The sequence below is a fragment of the Bacillus sp. FDAARGOS_527 genome, from assembly GCF_003812125.1.
Classification (GTDB): domain Bacteria; phylum Bacillota; class Bacilli; order Bacillales; family Bacillaceae_G; genus Bacillus_A; species Bacillus_A paranthracis.
In genome coordinates, this window is sequence record NZ_CP033795.1 from 1,998,361 (window position 1) to 2,013,914 (window position 15,554).

At 35.3% G+C, this 15,554-nt stretch carries 22 protein-coding genes and 1 pseudogene; 3 read left to right on the forward strand and 20 right to left on the reverse strand.

What is annotated here, in order from left to right; genetic code table 11:
- Positions 1–4: 4 nt before the first annotated feature.
- The 11 genes from EGX95_RS12835 to EGX95_RS12875 are packed head-to-tail and all read right to left on the reverse strand — an operon-like array spanning position 5 to position 5,646.
- Positions 5–556 carry a hypothetical protein gene (locus tag EGX95_RS12835; protein WP_123805612.1) on the reverse strand — a complete coding sequence of 184 codons (552 nt, stop codon included), beginning with the start codon at positions 554–556 and terminating at the stop codon, positions 5–7.
- Positions 549–845, reverse strand: a complete 297-nt coding sequence (locus EGX95_RS12840) for a hypothetical protein (protein ID WP_123805614.1) — start codon at positions 843–845, stop codon at positions 549–551. Before EGX95_RS12840 ends, EGX95_RS12835 begins: the two co-directional genes overlap by 8 nt.
- Positions 836–1,819 (reverse strand): metallophosphoesterase family protein, encoded by a 984-nt coding sequence (locus EGX95_RS12845; protein ID WP_123805616.1) that lies wholly within the window; start codon positions 1,817–1,819, stop codon positions 836–838. The genes EGX95_RS12840 and EGX95_RS12845 overlap by 10 nt, the downstream gene beginning before the upstream one ends.
- Positions 1,820–1,864: 45 nt before the next feature.
- Entirely contained in the window at positions 1,865–2,236 is a 372-nt protein-coding gene (locus EGX95_RS12850) for a hypothetical protein (RefSeq protein WP_123805618.1), read from the reverse strand.
- Positions 2,237–2,259: 23 nt separating this feature from the next.
- Positions 2,260–2,895: a P-loop NTPase family protein gene (locus tag EGX95_RS12855; protein ID WP_123805620.1), complete on the reverse strand. Its 636-nt coding sequence runs from the start codon at positions 2,893–2,895 to the stop codon at positions 2,260–2,262.
- Between the two features lie 13 nt (positions 2,896–2,908).
- On the reverse strand, positions 2,909–3,142 hold the full coding sequence (locus EGX95_RS12860; RefSeq protein WP_123805621.1) for a hypothetical protein: 234 nt from the start codon (positions 3,140–3,142) through the stop codon (positions 2,909–2,911).
- Positions 3,142–3,444 carry a hypothetical protein gene (locus EGX95_RS12865; RefSeq protein WP_123805623.1) on the reverse strand — a complete coding sequence of 101 codons (303 nt, stop codon included), beginning with the start codon at positions 3,442–3,444 and terminating at the stop codon, positions 3,142–3,144. Before EGX95_RS12865 ends, EGX95_RS12860 begins: the two co-directional genes overlap by 1 nt.
- A gap of 13 nt (positions 3,445–3,457) precedes the next feature.
- The gene (locus tag EGX95_RS12870) at positions 3,458–5,014 is read right to left on the reverse strand and encodes an AAA family ATPase (RefSeq protein ID WP_123805624.1); all 1,557 of its coding nucleotides are present in this window, start codon (positions 5,012–5,014) and stop codon (positions 3,458–3,460) included.
- Complete coding sequence (locus EGX95_RS30395; RefSeq protein WP_192957649.1) at positions 4,998–5,159, reverse strand: hypothetical protein; 162 nt, start codon at positions 5,157–5,159, stop codon at positions 4,998–5,000. Before EGX95_RS30395 ends, EGX95_RS12870 begins: the two co-directional genes overlap by 17 nt.
- Before the next feature lie 23 nt (positions 5,160–5,182).
- Positions 5,183–5,332, reverse strand: a complete 150-nt coding sequence (locus EGX95_RS30400) for a hypothetical protein (RefSeq protein WP_000516775.1) — start codon at positions 5,330–5,332, stop codon at positions 5,183–5,185.
- 5 nt (positions 5,333–5,337) lie between these two features.
- Positions 5,338–5,646, reverse strand: a complete 309-nt coding sequence (locus tag EGX95_RS12875) for a helix-turn-helix transcriptional regulator (protein WP_000831892.1) — start codon at positions 5,644–5,646, stop codon at positions 5,338–5,340.
- A 266-nt stretch (positions 5,647–5,912) separates the two neighbouring features.
- Here EGX95_RS12875 and EGX95_RS12880 point away from each other — a divergent pair, with 266 nt between their 5' ends.
- Positions 5,913–6,251 carry a helix-turn-helix domain-containing protein gene (locus EGX95_RS12880; protein WP_001020427.1) on the forward strand — a complete coding sequence of 113 codons (339 nt, stop codon included), beginning with the start codon at positions 5,913–5,915 and terminating at the stop codon, positions 6,249–6,251.
- A gap of 22 nt (positions 6,252–6,273) precedes the next feature.
- On the opposite strand, the gene EGX95_RS30405 is transcribed toward EGX95_RS12880, so the two are convergent.
- The 3 genes from EGX95_RS30405 to EGX95_RS12885 form a co-directional block, all read right to left on the reverse strand.
- On the reverse strand, positions 6,274–6,447 hold the full coding sequence (locus tag EGX95_RS30405; RefSeq protein WP_192957650.1) for a hypothetical protein: 174 nt from the start codon (positions 6,445–6,447) through the stop codon (positions 6,274–6,276).
- A 143-nt stretch (positions 6,448–6,590) separates the two neighbouring features.
- Positions 6,591–6,746, reverse strand: coding sequence for a hypothetical protein (locus tag EGX95_RS30410; protein WP_192957651.1), 156 nt, complete (start codon positions 6,744–6,746; stop codon positions 6,591–6,593).
- 1 nt (position 6,747) lies between these two features.
- Positions 6,748–7,905, reverse strand: a complete 1,158-nt coding sequence (locus EGX95_RS12885; RefSeq protein WP_123805626.1) for an AimR family lysis-lysogeny pheromone receptor — start codon at positions 7,903–7,905, stop codon at positions 6,748–6,750.
- Between the two features lie 437 nt (positions 7,906–8,342).
- Between EGX95_RS12885 and EGX95_RS12890 the strand changes: the two genes are divergently transcribed.
- Positions 8,343–8,687, forward strand: a complete 345-nt coding sequence (locus EGX95_RS12890; RefSeq protein WP_123805627.1) for a helix-turn-helix domain-containing protein — start codon at positions 8,343–8,345, stop codon at positions 8,685–8,687.
- 120 nt (positions 8,688–8,807) lie between these two features.
- Here EGX95_RS12890 and EGX95_RS12895 read toward each other — a convergent pair.
- The 5 genes and pseudogenes from EGX95_RS12895 to EGX95_RS12915 form a co-directional block, all read right to left on the reverse strand.
- A pseudogene (locus tag EGX95_RS12895) lies at positions 8,808–9,455 on the reverse strand (MFS transporter); the annotation flags it as partial.
- Positions 9,456–9,478: 23 nt separating this feature from the next.
- Positions 9,479–10,186: a hypothetical protein gene (locus tag EGX95_RS12900; RefSeq protein ID WP_000400894.1), complete on the reverse strand. Its 708-nt coding sequence runs from the start codon at positions 10,184–10,186 to the stop codon at positions 9,479–9,481.
- Between the two features lie 18 nt (positions 10,187–10,204).
- The gene (locus EGX95_RS12905; protein ID WP_001258369.1) at positions 10,205–10,915 is read right to left on the reverse strand and encodes a bactofilin family protein; all 711 of its coding nucleotides are present in this window, start codon (positions 10,913–10,915) and stop codon (positions 10,205–10,207) included.
- A gap of 13 nt (positions 10,916–10,928) precedes the next feature.
- Positions 10,929–11,552, reverse strand: a complete 624-nt coding sequence (locus tag EGX95_RS12910) for a YhbD family protein (RefSeq protein WP_000102250.1) — start codon at positions 11,550–11,552, stop codon at positions 10,929–10,931.
- Positions 11,553–11,710: 158 nt separating this feature from the next.
- Positions 11,711–13,447 carry an ABC transporter substrate-binding protein gene (locus EGX95_RS12915; RefSeq protein ID WP_000470164.1) on the reverse strand — a complete coding sequence of 579 codons (1,737 nt, stop codon included), beginning with the start codon at positions 13,445–13,447 and terminating at the stop codon, positions 11,711–11,713.
- Between the two features lie 101 nt (positions 13,448–13,548).
- Here EGX95_RS12915 and EGX95_RS12920 point away from each other — a divergent pair, with 101 nt between their 5' ends.
- The gene (locus EGX95_RS12920; RefSeq protein WP_001016155.1) at positions 13,549–14,787 is read left to right on the forward strand and encodes an MDR family MFS transporter; all 1,239 of its coding nucleotides are present in this window, start codon (positions 13,549–13,551) and stop codon (positions 14,785–14,787) included.
- An 81-nt stretch (positions 14,788–14,868) separates the two neighbouring features.
- On the opposite strand, the gene EGX95_RS12925 is transcribed toward EGX95_RS12920, so the two are convergent.
- On the reverse strand, positions 14,869–15,537 hold the full coding sequence (locus EGX95_RS12925) for a YjgB family protein (protein WP_001267133.1): 669 nt from the start codon (positions 15,535–15,537) through the stop codon (positions 14,869–14,871).
- Between the last annotated feature and the right edge of the window lie 17 nt (positions 15,538–15,554).

The following is a 15,554-nucleotide window of genomic DNA, read 5'->3' on the forward strand; positions in this document are numbered from 1 at the left end:
CCTCCTACGCTAAAAACTTCAGTAGATTCGCTTGTACATATGCTTTTGCTTTTACAAGATCTGCTGATTCTTTTGCTGTTTCCCAAGCATCTTTTGTTTGATAAATTTTAATATCAATTGAAGCTAATTCCTGTTCTACTTCAGTGAGCTGTTGACGTTCTTCTTTACTGTAGTGCTGACGATACGCATCACGTAATGTATCATTCGTAAGAGCGACTTTTTGATCATTTACATAAGCAAATTGATTACGACCTTCACCTTGGATTTGCATAAATGCTTCAGCTTCTTTTAGTTCTACAGCTGTTTTTAGTTTTACTTTTTGTTTAATTAGCTCCGCTTTTCGTCCGTAAGCTTCTTCACGTGCCTTACCTTTTTCAAGAACATCCTGTACTGCAGCATCGATTTGTTGTAAAGATGCTTGTAACTCAAGTGGTTCTAATACACGTACATAATCAGTCGGCACTTTCTTCCCTAAAATTTCTGTTGCGGCTGCAAGTAACTTTTCTGTTCCATGCACTTCTTGTAAACTACGAATTTGCTTATTTAATTCACTCATTTATCGAAACCTCCTCAGGATTTGTGCAACGTATCGGTCGAACCAATTTTTCAATTGATACCTTTTCTTTTAAAACCTGGTCAATACTGATTTCTACAACTTCTATATCTAAAGTCCACTTCGGTGTGTAGCCAGCAACCTTTAACTTTAGAGGGGTAAAACCAACTACAATACCGTTCCAATTTGTTTTACAGTCTTTCTCTTTTTCACTGGAAATACATAATTGCACCGGAGTGCCTTCACCTAATTCGTTTTCATCAAATTGTGGTTTAGTTACAATCATGCCCATAATCCCTCCTTTGCTTCCGCTATTTTCGTTAACGCTATTTCTACCACGTCAGAATTAATGCTCTCTGTCTTGGCAATACTCTCAACAATCGTATTTATATCAACCAGAACATCTTCTCCTGTTTCCGTTTGAATCAAGGAAGCAAACTCCTCCATTGCATACGCCCGTTTCTTCTCTGCTTCAATCCGGCTACGATCAAGTACTTCTTCACCAGGTTTTGCACTTTGAAGTGGAATCCGTTCTAAATCAAAAACACCTGGAGATTTTACATCGATAAGAAGTACCTGTATTGGTCTACTAATCTCAGCTTCTGAAGCCGATAAACGTGTGATACTACCGATATTCGCAAATACTTTTCCATCCGAACGATTACAAACCCCAAAGCCGGTATGATCATGGCCACACAAAACCAAATCCGCCTCTGTATTTACATCTTGTACTTTTGTATACCTATCAAAAGGTGGATCATGATCAAGTAGCATCCCGTGTGCTACGTGTATTTTGGTTGACTCATAATCTTCAATAACTTCTGGTGAATAACCATATCCAGCTTTATCAATTTGATCACTGTAAGGTGTAAACGTTAACTGTACGTGGTTACCATCTTGATGAAACATTTTAGCTTGTCTTGGATCATTTATGACTGTAAGCTGCGGTACGATTAACTCCAGCACTCTTAGGCTTGTCCGTTCATACGTTGCAAGATTGCATCCATAAATATCATGATTACCAGCTGTTGTATAAATTGGAACTGGACTTTCTTTTAGTACCTTTGCAAACTCTAGTAACACGCTTGTGGTAACCTCAGGTCTATCAAACGTATCCCCAGGTTCAATAATTGCTGTCACACCTTTGTATTTAGCTAGTGTAAAAATCTCACGGAACTTAGCAATTAATGCCTCTTTGTAATTATCCTTGCGGTTACGAGGATTTGTACCTCGTATATGTGGATCACCGAAATATAGAAACTTCATACCCTCACCTCTGCTTTTTCTTGTTCTATAAGGTACCTTTACTAACTAGTGAAGGTTACTCGTCTCTTTTTCTTTGATAACTTCTTTTGTAACTTCACCTGTTCCAAGGTCTATCGATACATCGTCGTCTTCTTTGATACCTAAAGCATTTTGAATTTCTGTACAAGCCATATCATGACGTTCAAAAACTGGTTTTAATAGTTCCTCAGTTCGTTTCAGATACTTTTTACGAATTGGTGCGATTTCAGCTTTATATTCAGCTTGAAGTTGTTTTTTAATAGCTTTCTCTGCTTCGTCTGCAGCTTGTAATTCTTTTAACTGAGCTTCTGTTGCTTTTCCTATAACTTCCTCAGTAATTTTTAGACCTGCAGCATTTGCTAATGCACCTTTTAACGCATTTTTAATTTCGCATTTCATACACCTATCCAAATCTCCCTTTCCTATAAAGCAGTTACTATGCTTTTTCCTTGTTTTTGAGTCACACCAAGTGCTACGTCACCTATCTCAGCTAAATGAGCACTGTGCGTAATAAGAACAATTTGACGATTAAATTTAATGCTGTATTCCTTCAAGAAGTACGCCACATTTGGCGCATATTCTTGACTCACGTGCTTCCCGACCTCATCTAAGAATAATGGACCTCTTACACCACTAATCTCTCCTACAGCCAATCTGAGCGCTAAACTTACTACGTCTGCTACACCACCACCACGATCATAATCAGGTGGCTTCAATTGCGTTCGTACATCTTCAGACTGTAGCCAGTATTCGGCTACCGGTTGATTACTTTTTACAGTTATTTCAATTTCGAATCTGTAATCTTTATCGAATACGACTGTAAGAGCTGACGTAACAATTTCTTCAATACGACGTTTTGCTTGTTGCCTTGCATAATCACTTGTTTTTTGAAGAAGGATCTGTACTAAGTCAAATTCACCGAGTTGTGCTTCAGCTTTTGCTTTTCTCGCCTCGGCACCTTTTTGTTGTCTTACTAATAAGTCTCGTTGACCAATTTTCATTTTCAATTTATCGCTTGCCTGACAAATATCCGCTCTCGCTTTTAAAAGCTCGTACATGAGAACAACCTCCTTATACCTGCGGGATGAGTCGTTCTACATGCTCCAGGTTTTCTTTAACAGATAAATCAAGCTTGTTGATTTCATCCTGGATTGTATCAGGAGTTACCCCATACTGCGCCATTTGTTCAGCGATTTCCGTTAATTGTTTTTCTGCTGATGATTTTTCAGCCTCCGCTTGAATCTTTGCTGTTTCAGCTTTCTTTAAATTTGCTTTTGCGATTTCAATACGTTGTTTTAAGTCCATTACTCATTTCCCCCTTCGAATTGTTTCGATAGTAAATTTTGCAGCTCTGATTCAAGAAACTTTTTTTGATCTTTTAAACATGCCAACACAGTAGGTCGAATATTAAAATCAATAATTTTTTCGTCTACACTTTCTAATCCACTTACCGGTAGATCCTCATTAAATTTTTTATGAAATAGTGAGACCTTTAAAATATTTGATGTATCTTCAAAAGATTCAATAACCTCATTGATTTCCATTAATGAATTATTCAGCCGCTCAGCTGTTTGCAGAAAGTCGCTCACTTTTTCTGTATCAATCACAACGAATCACTCCTTAATGAGAATGTTCAAAAGACATCGGCGATTCGCATAGCGGACAAACTCCACCAGCCTCGTTCCATGTCTCTTCCAATTCCTTTGTATAATTTTCAATGTGCTTTTCGTATAGCACCAATGTGCTTGTACTGTGACGAACCCGTTGATTCCAAATCATGTAGTTCCGTAATAACTCGTTTAATTCAGCTAAACGAGATACGTTTTTCTCAGCTTCTGTTACCTTTATTTCCGCTTCTTCAGGGACACGCAAATGGTCCACACGACTCATAACCTTCGTATATTCTTTGTGTGAAGTTACAAATTTGTGAAGCAACATATGCATCTGATTTAAACGTTCATTACTTGTTTCACATTCTTGTAGTTGATCTGACATGCCGCTAGGTACAGATAATCTGTTTACATCCATGCTTGTTTTTTCATAGCGTTGTTTAATCACGCTATGCTGTACAAATAGCTTATTTAATTCGTCCGTTTTCTTTACTTCCTCTTCAATCACAACTACATCAATGCTTTCAGCTACAGTTAACCTCTCTAGCTGTAATTGAACATTTTGTAATGCTTGACTATACTTTTTATAGTTTTGTGATAAGATAGAAAGCAAAGAATATCTTTCTTCAAATTTAGTAGAATCTTGTAACAAGTTACTTACTTCTACTAATCCATCAAATTGTTTTAATGTTTCAGTCAGTGTCTTCTTGGCGGTGGACAGTGACTCGTATCTTTTTTGTAAGTCCAGTAGTGTTTGCAGACACTGCTGGTCTTTTTCTGTTTCTTCAAGTATTTGAATAAGAACTGGAACTTTTGAAAGCCTTTCTTCCTCAACAAACGCTACACGGAATTTTTCAAACGCTATCTTTTGTTGAGTTTGTAGTTGCTGAAGTACCTCTTTCTTTTTATGCGATTCCTCTACATGTTCCATTAGACTTTCCGCTGTTTTTAACTGCTGTACTTTATCATCCACATCCAAGTACTCGAGTAAGTTACCTGCTAATCTCTCAATCTCTTTTTCAGCTAGTAATCTCTCTTGCCTTGCTGCATATGTATCTTTTGATACACTTTTTACTGCGAGATCTACAGCTTCTGTTCCCGCTAACTTACCAAGTACTTTTGCACCTGATGATGGTGTTTCACTTATTAGAAACGGAGCTTCAAGCTGAAATGCAAAGTTTAAAGCTGTAACAAAATCACCGAATGTTTGCTTTGTAATACCGAGTAGTTGCTTTACTTCCTCAGGTACCTCTGACTTTTCAAATACACTTCCTTCATCCCCTGGATCCGTTTGGATTCTGTAAGATGTTTTACCCTTCCTACGGTGCTTTGAAATAATAATGCCGTTATCCAGATGAATTGCAACCGTTGCATGTCCTACTGATTCGTTAACGAAAGCCTCACCTTGAGGTTCGTTAAACGCTACCCAGCGAACCGCTCTTATGATGGCAGTTTTCCCGCTATCAGATGGTCCAGTAATTACATTCAGTCCGTTTCCTAAATTGAAATGGCTATTTGTATGTGACTGGAAACCTTCTACGAAAATCTCATTAATGTTGCCCAACACGTTCACTCCTTTCTGTTAGCTTTAACATGATGTTCACTGCTTGTTCTTCTGATCCATTCTTGAAGAAATTTTTACTTTCGCAACATACAGCTTTTACGTCCTTTGCTTTTACTAATCGAGTCGCATAAGTCACGTACCGTTGCATGTGTATCACCCCCTTTCAATGATTTAACTTACCTTTACTTTCGCTTTCTTTTTTCGTGTAACAGTTACTTTGACACCTAGATATTTTTCGTATACTTCTTGAAATAGCAATTCTTTTTTCTCTGTACCGTAGTACTCGTTACGGACGTATAAACAGGATTTCTTCTTTCCCATAATCCTTAACCCCCTACAGTTTTCTTTATGTAATGAGGATATTGTTCTAAAAATTTTTCTTCAGGTGGAAAACCCATTTCGAATGATTGTTTCACCTCTTTTTTACTGGCGTTTCGCAAGTAATTAGGTAAATAAAAATGTTCCATAGGGAACCCGAGTACAATTGCGATTTGCAAGGCTAATTTTCCTCCTGGATCGCGTCTACCAGTCTCTAAATCTGCAATGTGCCCAGGGGTCACACCAACCTTATCTGCTAGAACCGCCTGTGACATACGCTTCTTCCCACGTAAATCCGCTAACCAAGTCCTTTTCATATGTCCACCTCCAGACAACCTTTAATGATTTTTATTATACTGGCGTTTTGCAAGTAAGTAAAGCGATATTTTTATTTTTTTGTAAACCTTCATCTGCTTTTACTTGCAATATGCGTGTATTTACCATTGTCTAATTGTCCAGTAAAGTGTTATCTTATAAGTAACCAAAACACATAAAATAAAAAACGTTTTATATATTTTTACGAAATTTATAAAAAATAAAACCAAGAGAAAATATAAAAAAGAATTTAACGGGGGTAAAAAGTATGAATATAGGAGCTCAATTAAAATTCTTACGAAATAGACGAGGCTGGACAATGCAAGAAGTCGCAGATCGTATTGGTAAAAACGATTCTACGTATAGCGGATATGAGACAAATAAAAGAAAACCAAATGCCGAAGTTCTAGTGCAATTAGCAGACATATTTGATACTACTACGGACTTTATTTTAGGAAGAACAGAAAATCCTAACGGCCTTAACTTTAATGTGAAAGATTTCTTAGATAAAGGGAGACTTCATTCTGACGGAGTAGAAATTACGGATGAACAAGCAGAACTTGTAAATGTTTTATTAAGACAAGTACTACAAAGAAAGCAGCAATAAATAAAAAAGGATTAGCCAGATGCTATTCCTTTTTTTGTTGCAATATAGCTGTAATCTGCTTGTACTGTTCCGGTGTAACCTGTCCTTGTTTGTATAGTTCTTCCATCAGATAATTCATATCACAACTTACTTTTTCCGCTCCGAATAATTCCCCAATTAAACGCTTTGTTTCTTGTTTTGCAGTCTCTTTTTTCACCATAATTCCTCCCCTTCATCCTTAATAGTTTGTGAAATATGTATCAAATGGTACAATTTTCTCAAAACATTCAAAAACGTGACACCCCTTAAAAAGACGAAAGACGCTACTATGAGTAGCGTCTTTTTAAATATTAATTTATACTACATCCCACCGGGATCAACTTTCATTAATTGTACTTTTTCAGTATGTACATTTATTTTTTCTTTACCTAAATCTTTAGTTTGATCTGTACCAACACCAATAACCCCAATCGATAATGCCATTGCGCATAATGTAGTAATTAAAAATTTTTTCATGTTACAACACTCCTTCAGTTATTAAAATGTGTTTCGGAAGTTGCGCATATATTAAGCTTCCCGTTTTTTCAAATTCTTCTAAAGATTTCCTTGCCATCATTGTATCATTTTCAATTCTACAAAGATAGTACATTTGAAAAGCTGATAGACCTTTTTCTTTTAATCTTTCGAAAATTCTATAACCATTTTGCTTATCACCATATAAACACTCATAATAAGCAAGATCACCATCACTAATACACTCAAAATCTATATTAGTTAAATTAAACCCGAACTCAATATACAAAAAAGCAAGAGTCGTTTTGAAAGAATTATATTTTTGTGTCCCTTTCGGTGAACTTATTCCTTCTAAACATTGGACAGCTTTCAAAATATATTTTTCTGCCATTAACGGGTTCTCAAAGATGTAACTCTCACCCAAACAACAGTATGCTGTTGCTTTTACAACTGTAAAATTCAATTCAGAATTTATAATCTCGTGGCACGTAGCTCTACAGTTATTTACCTCATTAGCATGCAACTGGGTGTACGCAATTCGTTCCAAATACTGCATGCGTAAACAATCTTTAACATAGCCATTATCCATCTTAGCGATATACGCTTCAGCAGCTTCCGCATACGATGACATAGCACTATACCTTTGTTTGTCATACTCGGCTGCCATTAGAAGTGTATTTAATAATGCCTGACACTCAGAATCTGACGAAACACGTGTCTCATAAATTATATCTAATAGTTCCTGTCCCCGTTTCTTATCCATATTCCTATGATTGTATAATTTATAGACACTTAGATATTTACGTACGTCATTTTGTACCTTGTTTAAGTCCTCGTCTTTAGTTTTCTCACTAAACCTCTTAATTAGGGATTCTATTACTTTATATTCTCCAGCTACTTGGCTATAACTTAAAGCCTTTCTTACATTCATACTAGTGGAACATTTTTCTATGAAACTTCGTATCATCTTTATTTGCTTTAAAGGGTCTTTGTATATATGGTGCACTAATTTTTCATACACGTCGAATTTCATTTCTCCAGTTTTTAAATCTAAACCATTTGAAATCGTTGTTCTGCTTACATTAATTTCTTTTGCTATTTTTCGTACGCTCATATTCATCGACTGGATTGTGTTATTCAACTCTTTCATCAAATCTCGCATGTTCCTCCTCCTCAGGACTAGAACACAAGACTCCTCCCTTTTTCTCAATAGGAAAACAATCACGATAATTATGTATGCCTGAGAAGTATGTTATACTTAATGCTGACTCATGGAAAGTTTTCCCTACTCACACTAGGGTAAAACGTTACAGTAGTGCGGCCTCACCACTGTAACGCCGTGGGTCTTTTTTGTTCTTTTATTTTATTATCATCATCTTATCATAAAATTTAGAACATTCGTTTCGCTCTTTCTCAAATCATATTGAGAAAGTTTTTTCAAAATATCCCAATATCCCCACAAGAATATTCTACCACCAACAGAACAATTGTTCTAGTTGTTGATCCTTCATCATCCACAAAACTTCTCGAAATATTAATTTACGCCAAATTTCTTGGCATTTATAGTTTAAAAATAATGCCTTATTTATAATAATAGGCATGAACACTTTTGGAGAAACTTTAAAAAAATTCAGGTCAAATCGTTCTTTAACACAAGCGGAATTTGGAGAAATGGTCCAATTAAGTCGTAGCCAGGTTAGTAACTTAGAGACCAACTTTAATGAACCCGACTTAAAATCTTTAGACCGTATCGCCAGTTTCTTTAACACATCAATCGATGCACTTTTAGGAAGAAATATTCCAGAATCTGAAGAACAATTAAAAATTATCCTCGAAGAGATCCAAACGGTTTTCGCAGGCCTGGATGAATCTCAACGAGAACAATTCTGTAAACAACTTCTTTTCTACACGCAATTTCTAAATGAGAAAAAAGAGTTGTTATGAGTCGATTGTAGTAGAAACCATTTTCATATTCAACAGTAATGTTTTCTATTACAACACAAAAAATAGAGAGGTCATATAGGCCTCTCTATTTTTTATAGGTAATAGTTTGTTATATGAGTTAATTGGTAAAGCAAACATTAAAGAAACTACTGCACCAACTAAAGTAATTGCGCCGAACCAATCAATTTTTTGTTTTCTATGAACTCGTGATTCTTTATAAAAGAATGTAATAAAAATAAGTGCTAAAATGCCAAGAGGTAAGTTAATGTAAAATACCCAGTGCCAACTAATATAATCTGTAATATATGCGCCAAGTAATGGCCCGAAAATACTTGATAATCCAAATACTGCTCCGAATAAACCACCCATTTTCCCGCGCTTTTCAGGAGGGAAAATATCAAAAACAATAGTAAATGCAATCGGTACTAATGCCCCGCCGCCAATACCTTGAATGGCACGATAAATGCCTAACTGTGTAATGTTTTCAGCAGTACCACAAAGTGCCGAACCAATCATAAAGACGATTAAACCAAAAATAAAGAATCTCTTTCTTCCATACATATCTGATAGTTTACCGAAAATCGGCATACCTGCCATTTCTGCGACCATATAGGCAGAAACGACCCATACAAAGTTTTCAAGACCTCCTAAGTCACCAACGATCGTTCCCATCGCTGTTACGACAATGGTATTATCCATTGATGCCATTAAAATACCTAGCAATAAGCCCGCCACAATAAAGCCGAGCTTATTATTCTTCTCAACCATAACCTTGCTCTCCCTCATACTACTTATATTTGTTTATGTTCTTTTACAACTGTATTACCCTTTTGATTAAAACTAGTATGATATTCTACAACACTAATTTCACACCCAGGGCCAATTGTAACGTTGTTTCCTCTCACTACGTCAGCAATCGTATGTTCTAAATAAATATCATCTCCTTCAACAATTGAAGTTTGGAGGTTTCCAACATGACTAATAAAAGGAAGAAATCTCGCTTTTTTACGAATCGTAATTTTTTTACCACCAATTTCTCTTACCTTACTTCCTTCATAACGAAGTGAGATTTGAATATTTTCAGCATTAAGTAATCCATCACTTTCAAGACCACCATTTAATGATAAATCTTCTACTTCAATATTTTCCCTCACATTTAAAGCACCTTTTACATCGACAAAATCACCTGAAAGTTTCCCAGCAATATCTATCATACCTCTAACTTTTGTTTTTTCAATATGTGCATCACCATGCATTTTTGTATTACCATATACTTTTACATATTCTGCATCTACATTTCCTTGTACTTCACTATCTCCATACACAACATAATTTTTTACTTTCATATTACCCCGTACATCACTCGTGCCGTACGTTTTAAATTCATTACAGCTCATATCATTAGAAATCGTTCCTTCGCCGCGTATCTTCACTTTATTATAATCTCCGCCTGCTGAATTACCGGAACCATTTACTGTGAGACTATGTGGATGTTCCATAGTGCTTTCTCCCTCCCATTAAACCTGCTTAATTTCTTTTACATTTGCGCTTTTATCAACAGTTAGAACACCTGTATATTCAATGAGTTCAATCTCACAGTTCGGTCCTACTGTAATATTGTTTCCTCTTACCGTTCTTATGTGAGCATAATCAATATCAATATTGTCACCTTCTAATAGTTCAGCTTCTAACCGCAAGCCAAATACTGTTTTAAATAGCCTACTTAATGTACCTGATCTATGTCTTACTTTAATCGTTTGACCACCAATTTCTTTCGCGCGACATGTACCGTGAATATTAATATTTATTTCATCAGCGCTTAATAATCCGCCAATTGTAAATTGTCCTTCTGAAGAAAAAGTATCCACTTCACAATTACCGTCAATTGTTGCTTGACCATTAACTTTAAATTCTTCACCTGTGACATTTCCACCTATCGTACCTTTTCCTGCAATTTTCAAACTGTTTGCCTTTACATTTTGCGTAATTGTAGCTTTTCCATCAATTCGCATCGTTTCAGCATGAACCGTGCCATCAACTTTACCAGATCCGCTAATTCGTGCACTGTTACTTTTCAAATCGCCAGTAACTGCTCCGTAACCGTTACATTCAAATTGCTCACATTCAACATCTCCATTCACAGTTCCTTTTCCGTTTAATTGCACTTTATGAAACTCGCCGCCATTCGATGAACCGTAACCATTTATAATCAAATTATCTGTACGCATACTTTCTCCTCCACTACAACAATTTAGTTTTTAATGCTTCGGTATATTTCATAATCGCTTCGCGTAAAACGATTTTGGTGCCTTTTTCAAAAATTAAGTCGTCCACGTTTGAAACTAAGAAACATGTAGAAATCCCTAACTTTCGGACAATGATTAAGTCACACGTTTTATGTTTCATTGCTTCATAATTTTCACTTAAAACTTGCAAGACCATTTTTCCTTCTTCTAAACTAATCTCTCCCGATTGTAGTAATTCTTCTAACATGTACACATAAAGAATATCTACAAATTGAAACTCTGCTGTTTTATTCGTTTGTTCTATGAAAAATTGTAAAACTGGTTCTGATGCAATCCCCTTACGTAAAATGTCTTCCTTCGTTAAAAGAATTTCTCTCACACTCGGTGAGAACATATTCGCTAGTTCATCAAGTGATAGATCCTCTTTCATCGTTTGGATTTTATCAATTCGCTCTAAAATCTTTTCTTTCGGAAAAAATGTCTCCTGACCCGTGAATGTAGACTTTCGTACAAACCAATCTTCCGGTATTAAATTTTTTCTTTTCCACCTATATAACTGTCCGTATGAAATACCAGTAAGTTCTAATAAATCTTTTTTTGAAATTAAATCTGTACTCAACTGTATAACACTCCCTCCTGATAACAATGTAACATAACACTGTTACGTTGTAAATGGACTTTTATCACAAGTAGCGTAACAATGTGTAAAACAATCCTATTTTACATACAAAAAGGCTCTTACACATCTTATAAAAAATGCATAAGAGCCTTTATCTATCAAGGTTTAAACCATATTCTATAAAAATCAATCCACCCTTGTGAATTAATCATTATATTTTGTACTTTTTCATGAGAAGTTACTTGTTGTTTGTTGCGATATAAAGGAATAACATGAATTTGACGTAACAATGTGTCCTCAATATCGCGTAACAGTGTAACTCTATTCTCTACTTGTTCTTGTTTGAAATAAGGAGATAACATTGCATGAAAGTCCATGCTGCTTTGCCCATGAATAAAACTATTTTTTGTAAGAAACATGTATAGTAGACTATCTTCTATTCGTTCGCTAATCGTTGCACTATCGTGCATCATATCAGCTTTTTGTATCGTATTTATTTCCAATAACTCTTCTATTTCAAGAAAATTATTTTCTACACGAATCCCGTACTTCGCACACTCTTTTTGTATCCATTGCGCATCTTCAACGTGATCTCGTCCTTTAAATGTGTATAGTTGTAGCACTTCACTATGATACGTACTCCTTTTAATTAAACTTTGAATATCTTCGTCAATATCTACTATACTTTCATTTGCTAATATTAGTTTCTTTGCCACTTCTCCACGTTCTCCGCCGAGTTCTTGAACGATTTTATCACCATGAATAATTTTGTATAGCGCTTTTCGAAACAGCTCATCTTGCATTGGCCCTTTTTTTACAAGATTACACGTTACATATGTCACATTCGATTCAAGCCGTGAAAGTTCTTTATTAAGATTTTCTTTATCTTTATACTGTGCCTTTATTAATACGTCATATGTATTTACATTTTTCTCTACATTCAATAGTTCAATTCGGTCAAGAAAAGGTCTTTCACGATAATATAAATCATGTACTTCTAATGCAAATAAATGTGTATTCTTCTCTCGTAATATAAAAGGCCCTGTACCTATGAAGTTTCCTGCTTCATCTTCAATTACGATAGAACACTGTTCTGCGCTTAGCATATGTAAAAACATCCTATTTACCGTATGTAATTGAATTTCAACAACAAATTCATCCACTGCACGGAAACTTTCAACATGTTGTAACATCCATGCGTGTGGGTTGTTTTCAGCTTTCATAAATCGATTCAATGAATGTATAACATGATGTACAGTAAGTCGTTTTCCATTATGAAGACGAACGCCTTTTCGTAAATAAAAAGTCCATACCTTTTCAGCATCATTATATTCCCATTGAAAAGCAAGTCTTGGTTCTATAGAATTTGTTTCCTCATTTACATATACGAGTGTATCAAAAATATGTTTAACCATATGACATTCCGATCGCATCGTAGCGTAAACCGGATCTAATGCAATATCTAAATTCATTTGAACCTGCAAACGAAGGACATCTCTTCTCCCTTCGGATGTCCTTTCTATTTGATGACCAAATATGGAATCTATCCAAACTTCATACTCTTTCTTTACTGACGGAAATTGCGAGCTGTAGCGCTCCACAAATGAGATTCCACTTTTCACATCTCCTTTTTTCGTTAATTCTTTTCCTCTTTCTAAAATTAGTGGAATTGGTTGCTTTTGAAATATTAATTTAGAACGATTCCCTCTCCCGCGCCCTGGAAACCAAGCAATCCAATTTAATTCATCTAACTTTTTGATAATTAATTTACTATTCCGTTCTGTACAAAATAATGTTTCTGCAATCATTTGTACTGTTACTTCAAATTGTTCGCCTTCTTGTCTCTCTTTACCATAGGCACACCATAATTCAATATATTGATCTAAAATAAACATCATAATCCCCCTAAAAGGTGAAAAATAACCCCTTTTGTTTCTACCCTTTTTCCATTTCTCCTTTCATCTTATCATTTCAATATAGAAAGGAGGAAACAATATTGAATCATCTCTTATTACGTTACAATAAACCAATCATTATTAGACTGGGCGGTGAATTATTAACTCGAACAACAGAATCCATGTTAGCACTCATTATGATTATTTATGTTAATAAAATGTTAAACGGTAATATAATGATTACTATGCTTATTTTCGGGCTACAACCACTTTCAGACATCGTATTTACACTAATTGCTGGTGGAATTACTGATAAATATGGACGAAAGAAAATCATGTTACTAGGATTGTTACTACAAGGTGTTGCAATCGGTAGTTTCGTTTTCGCTCAATCCGTTTTTATATTTGCATTGTTATACGTCATAAATGGTATTGGCCGTTCCTTATATATTCCCGCCCAACGAGCACAAATTGCTGATTTAACAAAACAAGGGCAGCAAGCGGAAATTTTTGCCCTCCTGCAAACGATGGGAGCAATTGGTACCGTAATTGGCCCTTTAATTGGTGCAGTCTTTTATAACACTCATCCTGAATATTTATTTATGATGCAAAGTATTACACTTATGGTTTATGCAGTAGTTGTTTGGACTCAGCTCCCAGAAACCGCTCCGGCAATTACAATGCCCGAGCAAAAACTTGAAGTATCATCTCCAAAACAGTTTGTACGCAATCATTCCGCCGTAATTGGACTTATGGTTTCTACACTGCCTATTAGCTTTTTTTATGCACAAACTGAGACAAATTATCGTATTTTCGCAGAAGATGTATTTCCGAATTTCATTTTCATACTCGCTTTTATTTCAACATGCCGGGCTATTATGGAAATCATTCTACAAATTTTCCTCGTAAAGTGGTCTGAAAGATTTTCCATGGCCAAAATCATCATTATTTCTTATGCCTGTTATATAGTAGCTGCAATTGGCTACGGCCTTTCAGCAACAATCGTGTCACTATTTTTCACATTACTCTTTTTAGTCATTGGCGAAAGTATTGCTTTAAACCATTTACTTCGATTTGTTTCAGAAATCGCTCCTTCAGATAAACGTGGATTGTATTTTTCAATTTACGGCTTACACTGGGATGTATCTCGAACGTGCGGTCCTGTTATCGGTGCGGTTTTATTAAGTAAACTAAACGGTAGTATGCTATTTTATAGTTGTGCTTGTTTCTTAATGATTGGCGGCATTATCCAAGCTCTTTTTGTTCAAAATTTAGAGCGTAAGAAAAGAAGAAAAGATATTCAAAAAGATGTTTTAGAGCATCCCCATCATATTTTATAAAAGGAAGTTTCTTATTTACACCAAAAAAAGGATGTCACATAGTCATCGATTTCGACTTTTGTGACATCCTTTTTTATTATCCTACCCTGCCATTTTATTAATACTATCCTCAGGTGAAAATACCGAAATATGATTTACCTTACCAGTCGATTTTGGAATAATGAATTTTAACTCAAACTGATTGTTTACTTTATATACATATATTTTATCTTCACCATTTCCTTTAACTGAGTTTGGTTTTCCTAATGCCTTTTCAATTTCTTGTAATGTAATTGATTTTAGTTCTGCATGATAGGAGCGTACATCAAAAACTTGTGATCCTTTATTAAAACCGAAGGAAACATTTTTATTTGTAAAGGTAGCGTACATTCCGTTTCCTGCTTGTTCTGTTTTATCTGCTTTCCCCCACGCTTTTTCTATTTCTTCAATATCTCCTGTATGCGCTGCGAACGGAACATTAGGTACTTTTCCTTCTTTCGCTAGTTCAAATAATTCTTTAACGTGGTTAATTGATTTTTGATTGATTACTGTATCTTTCGTGCTTGGATCTATCTTTGGTTTTGTTGACCCTTCCTTATTTGATTTTTCATCAGGCTCTTTCTTTTCTTCAGAAGTATTATTCTGTTCATTTTTACTATTTTCCGTTGTTGGATCTGTTTCCTTTTTTTCGTCCGTTCCTTTACATGCTACTAATGCAAAAATACATGTAAAAGCGAGAAATAACATACCTATCTTTACATACACTCTCATACATTTCAGCCCCCTAT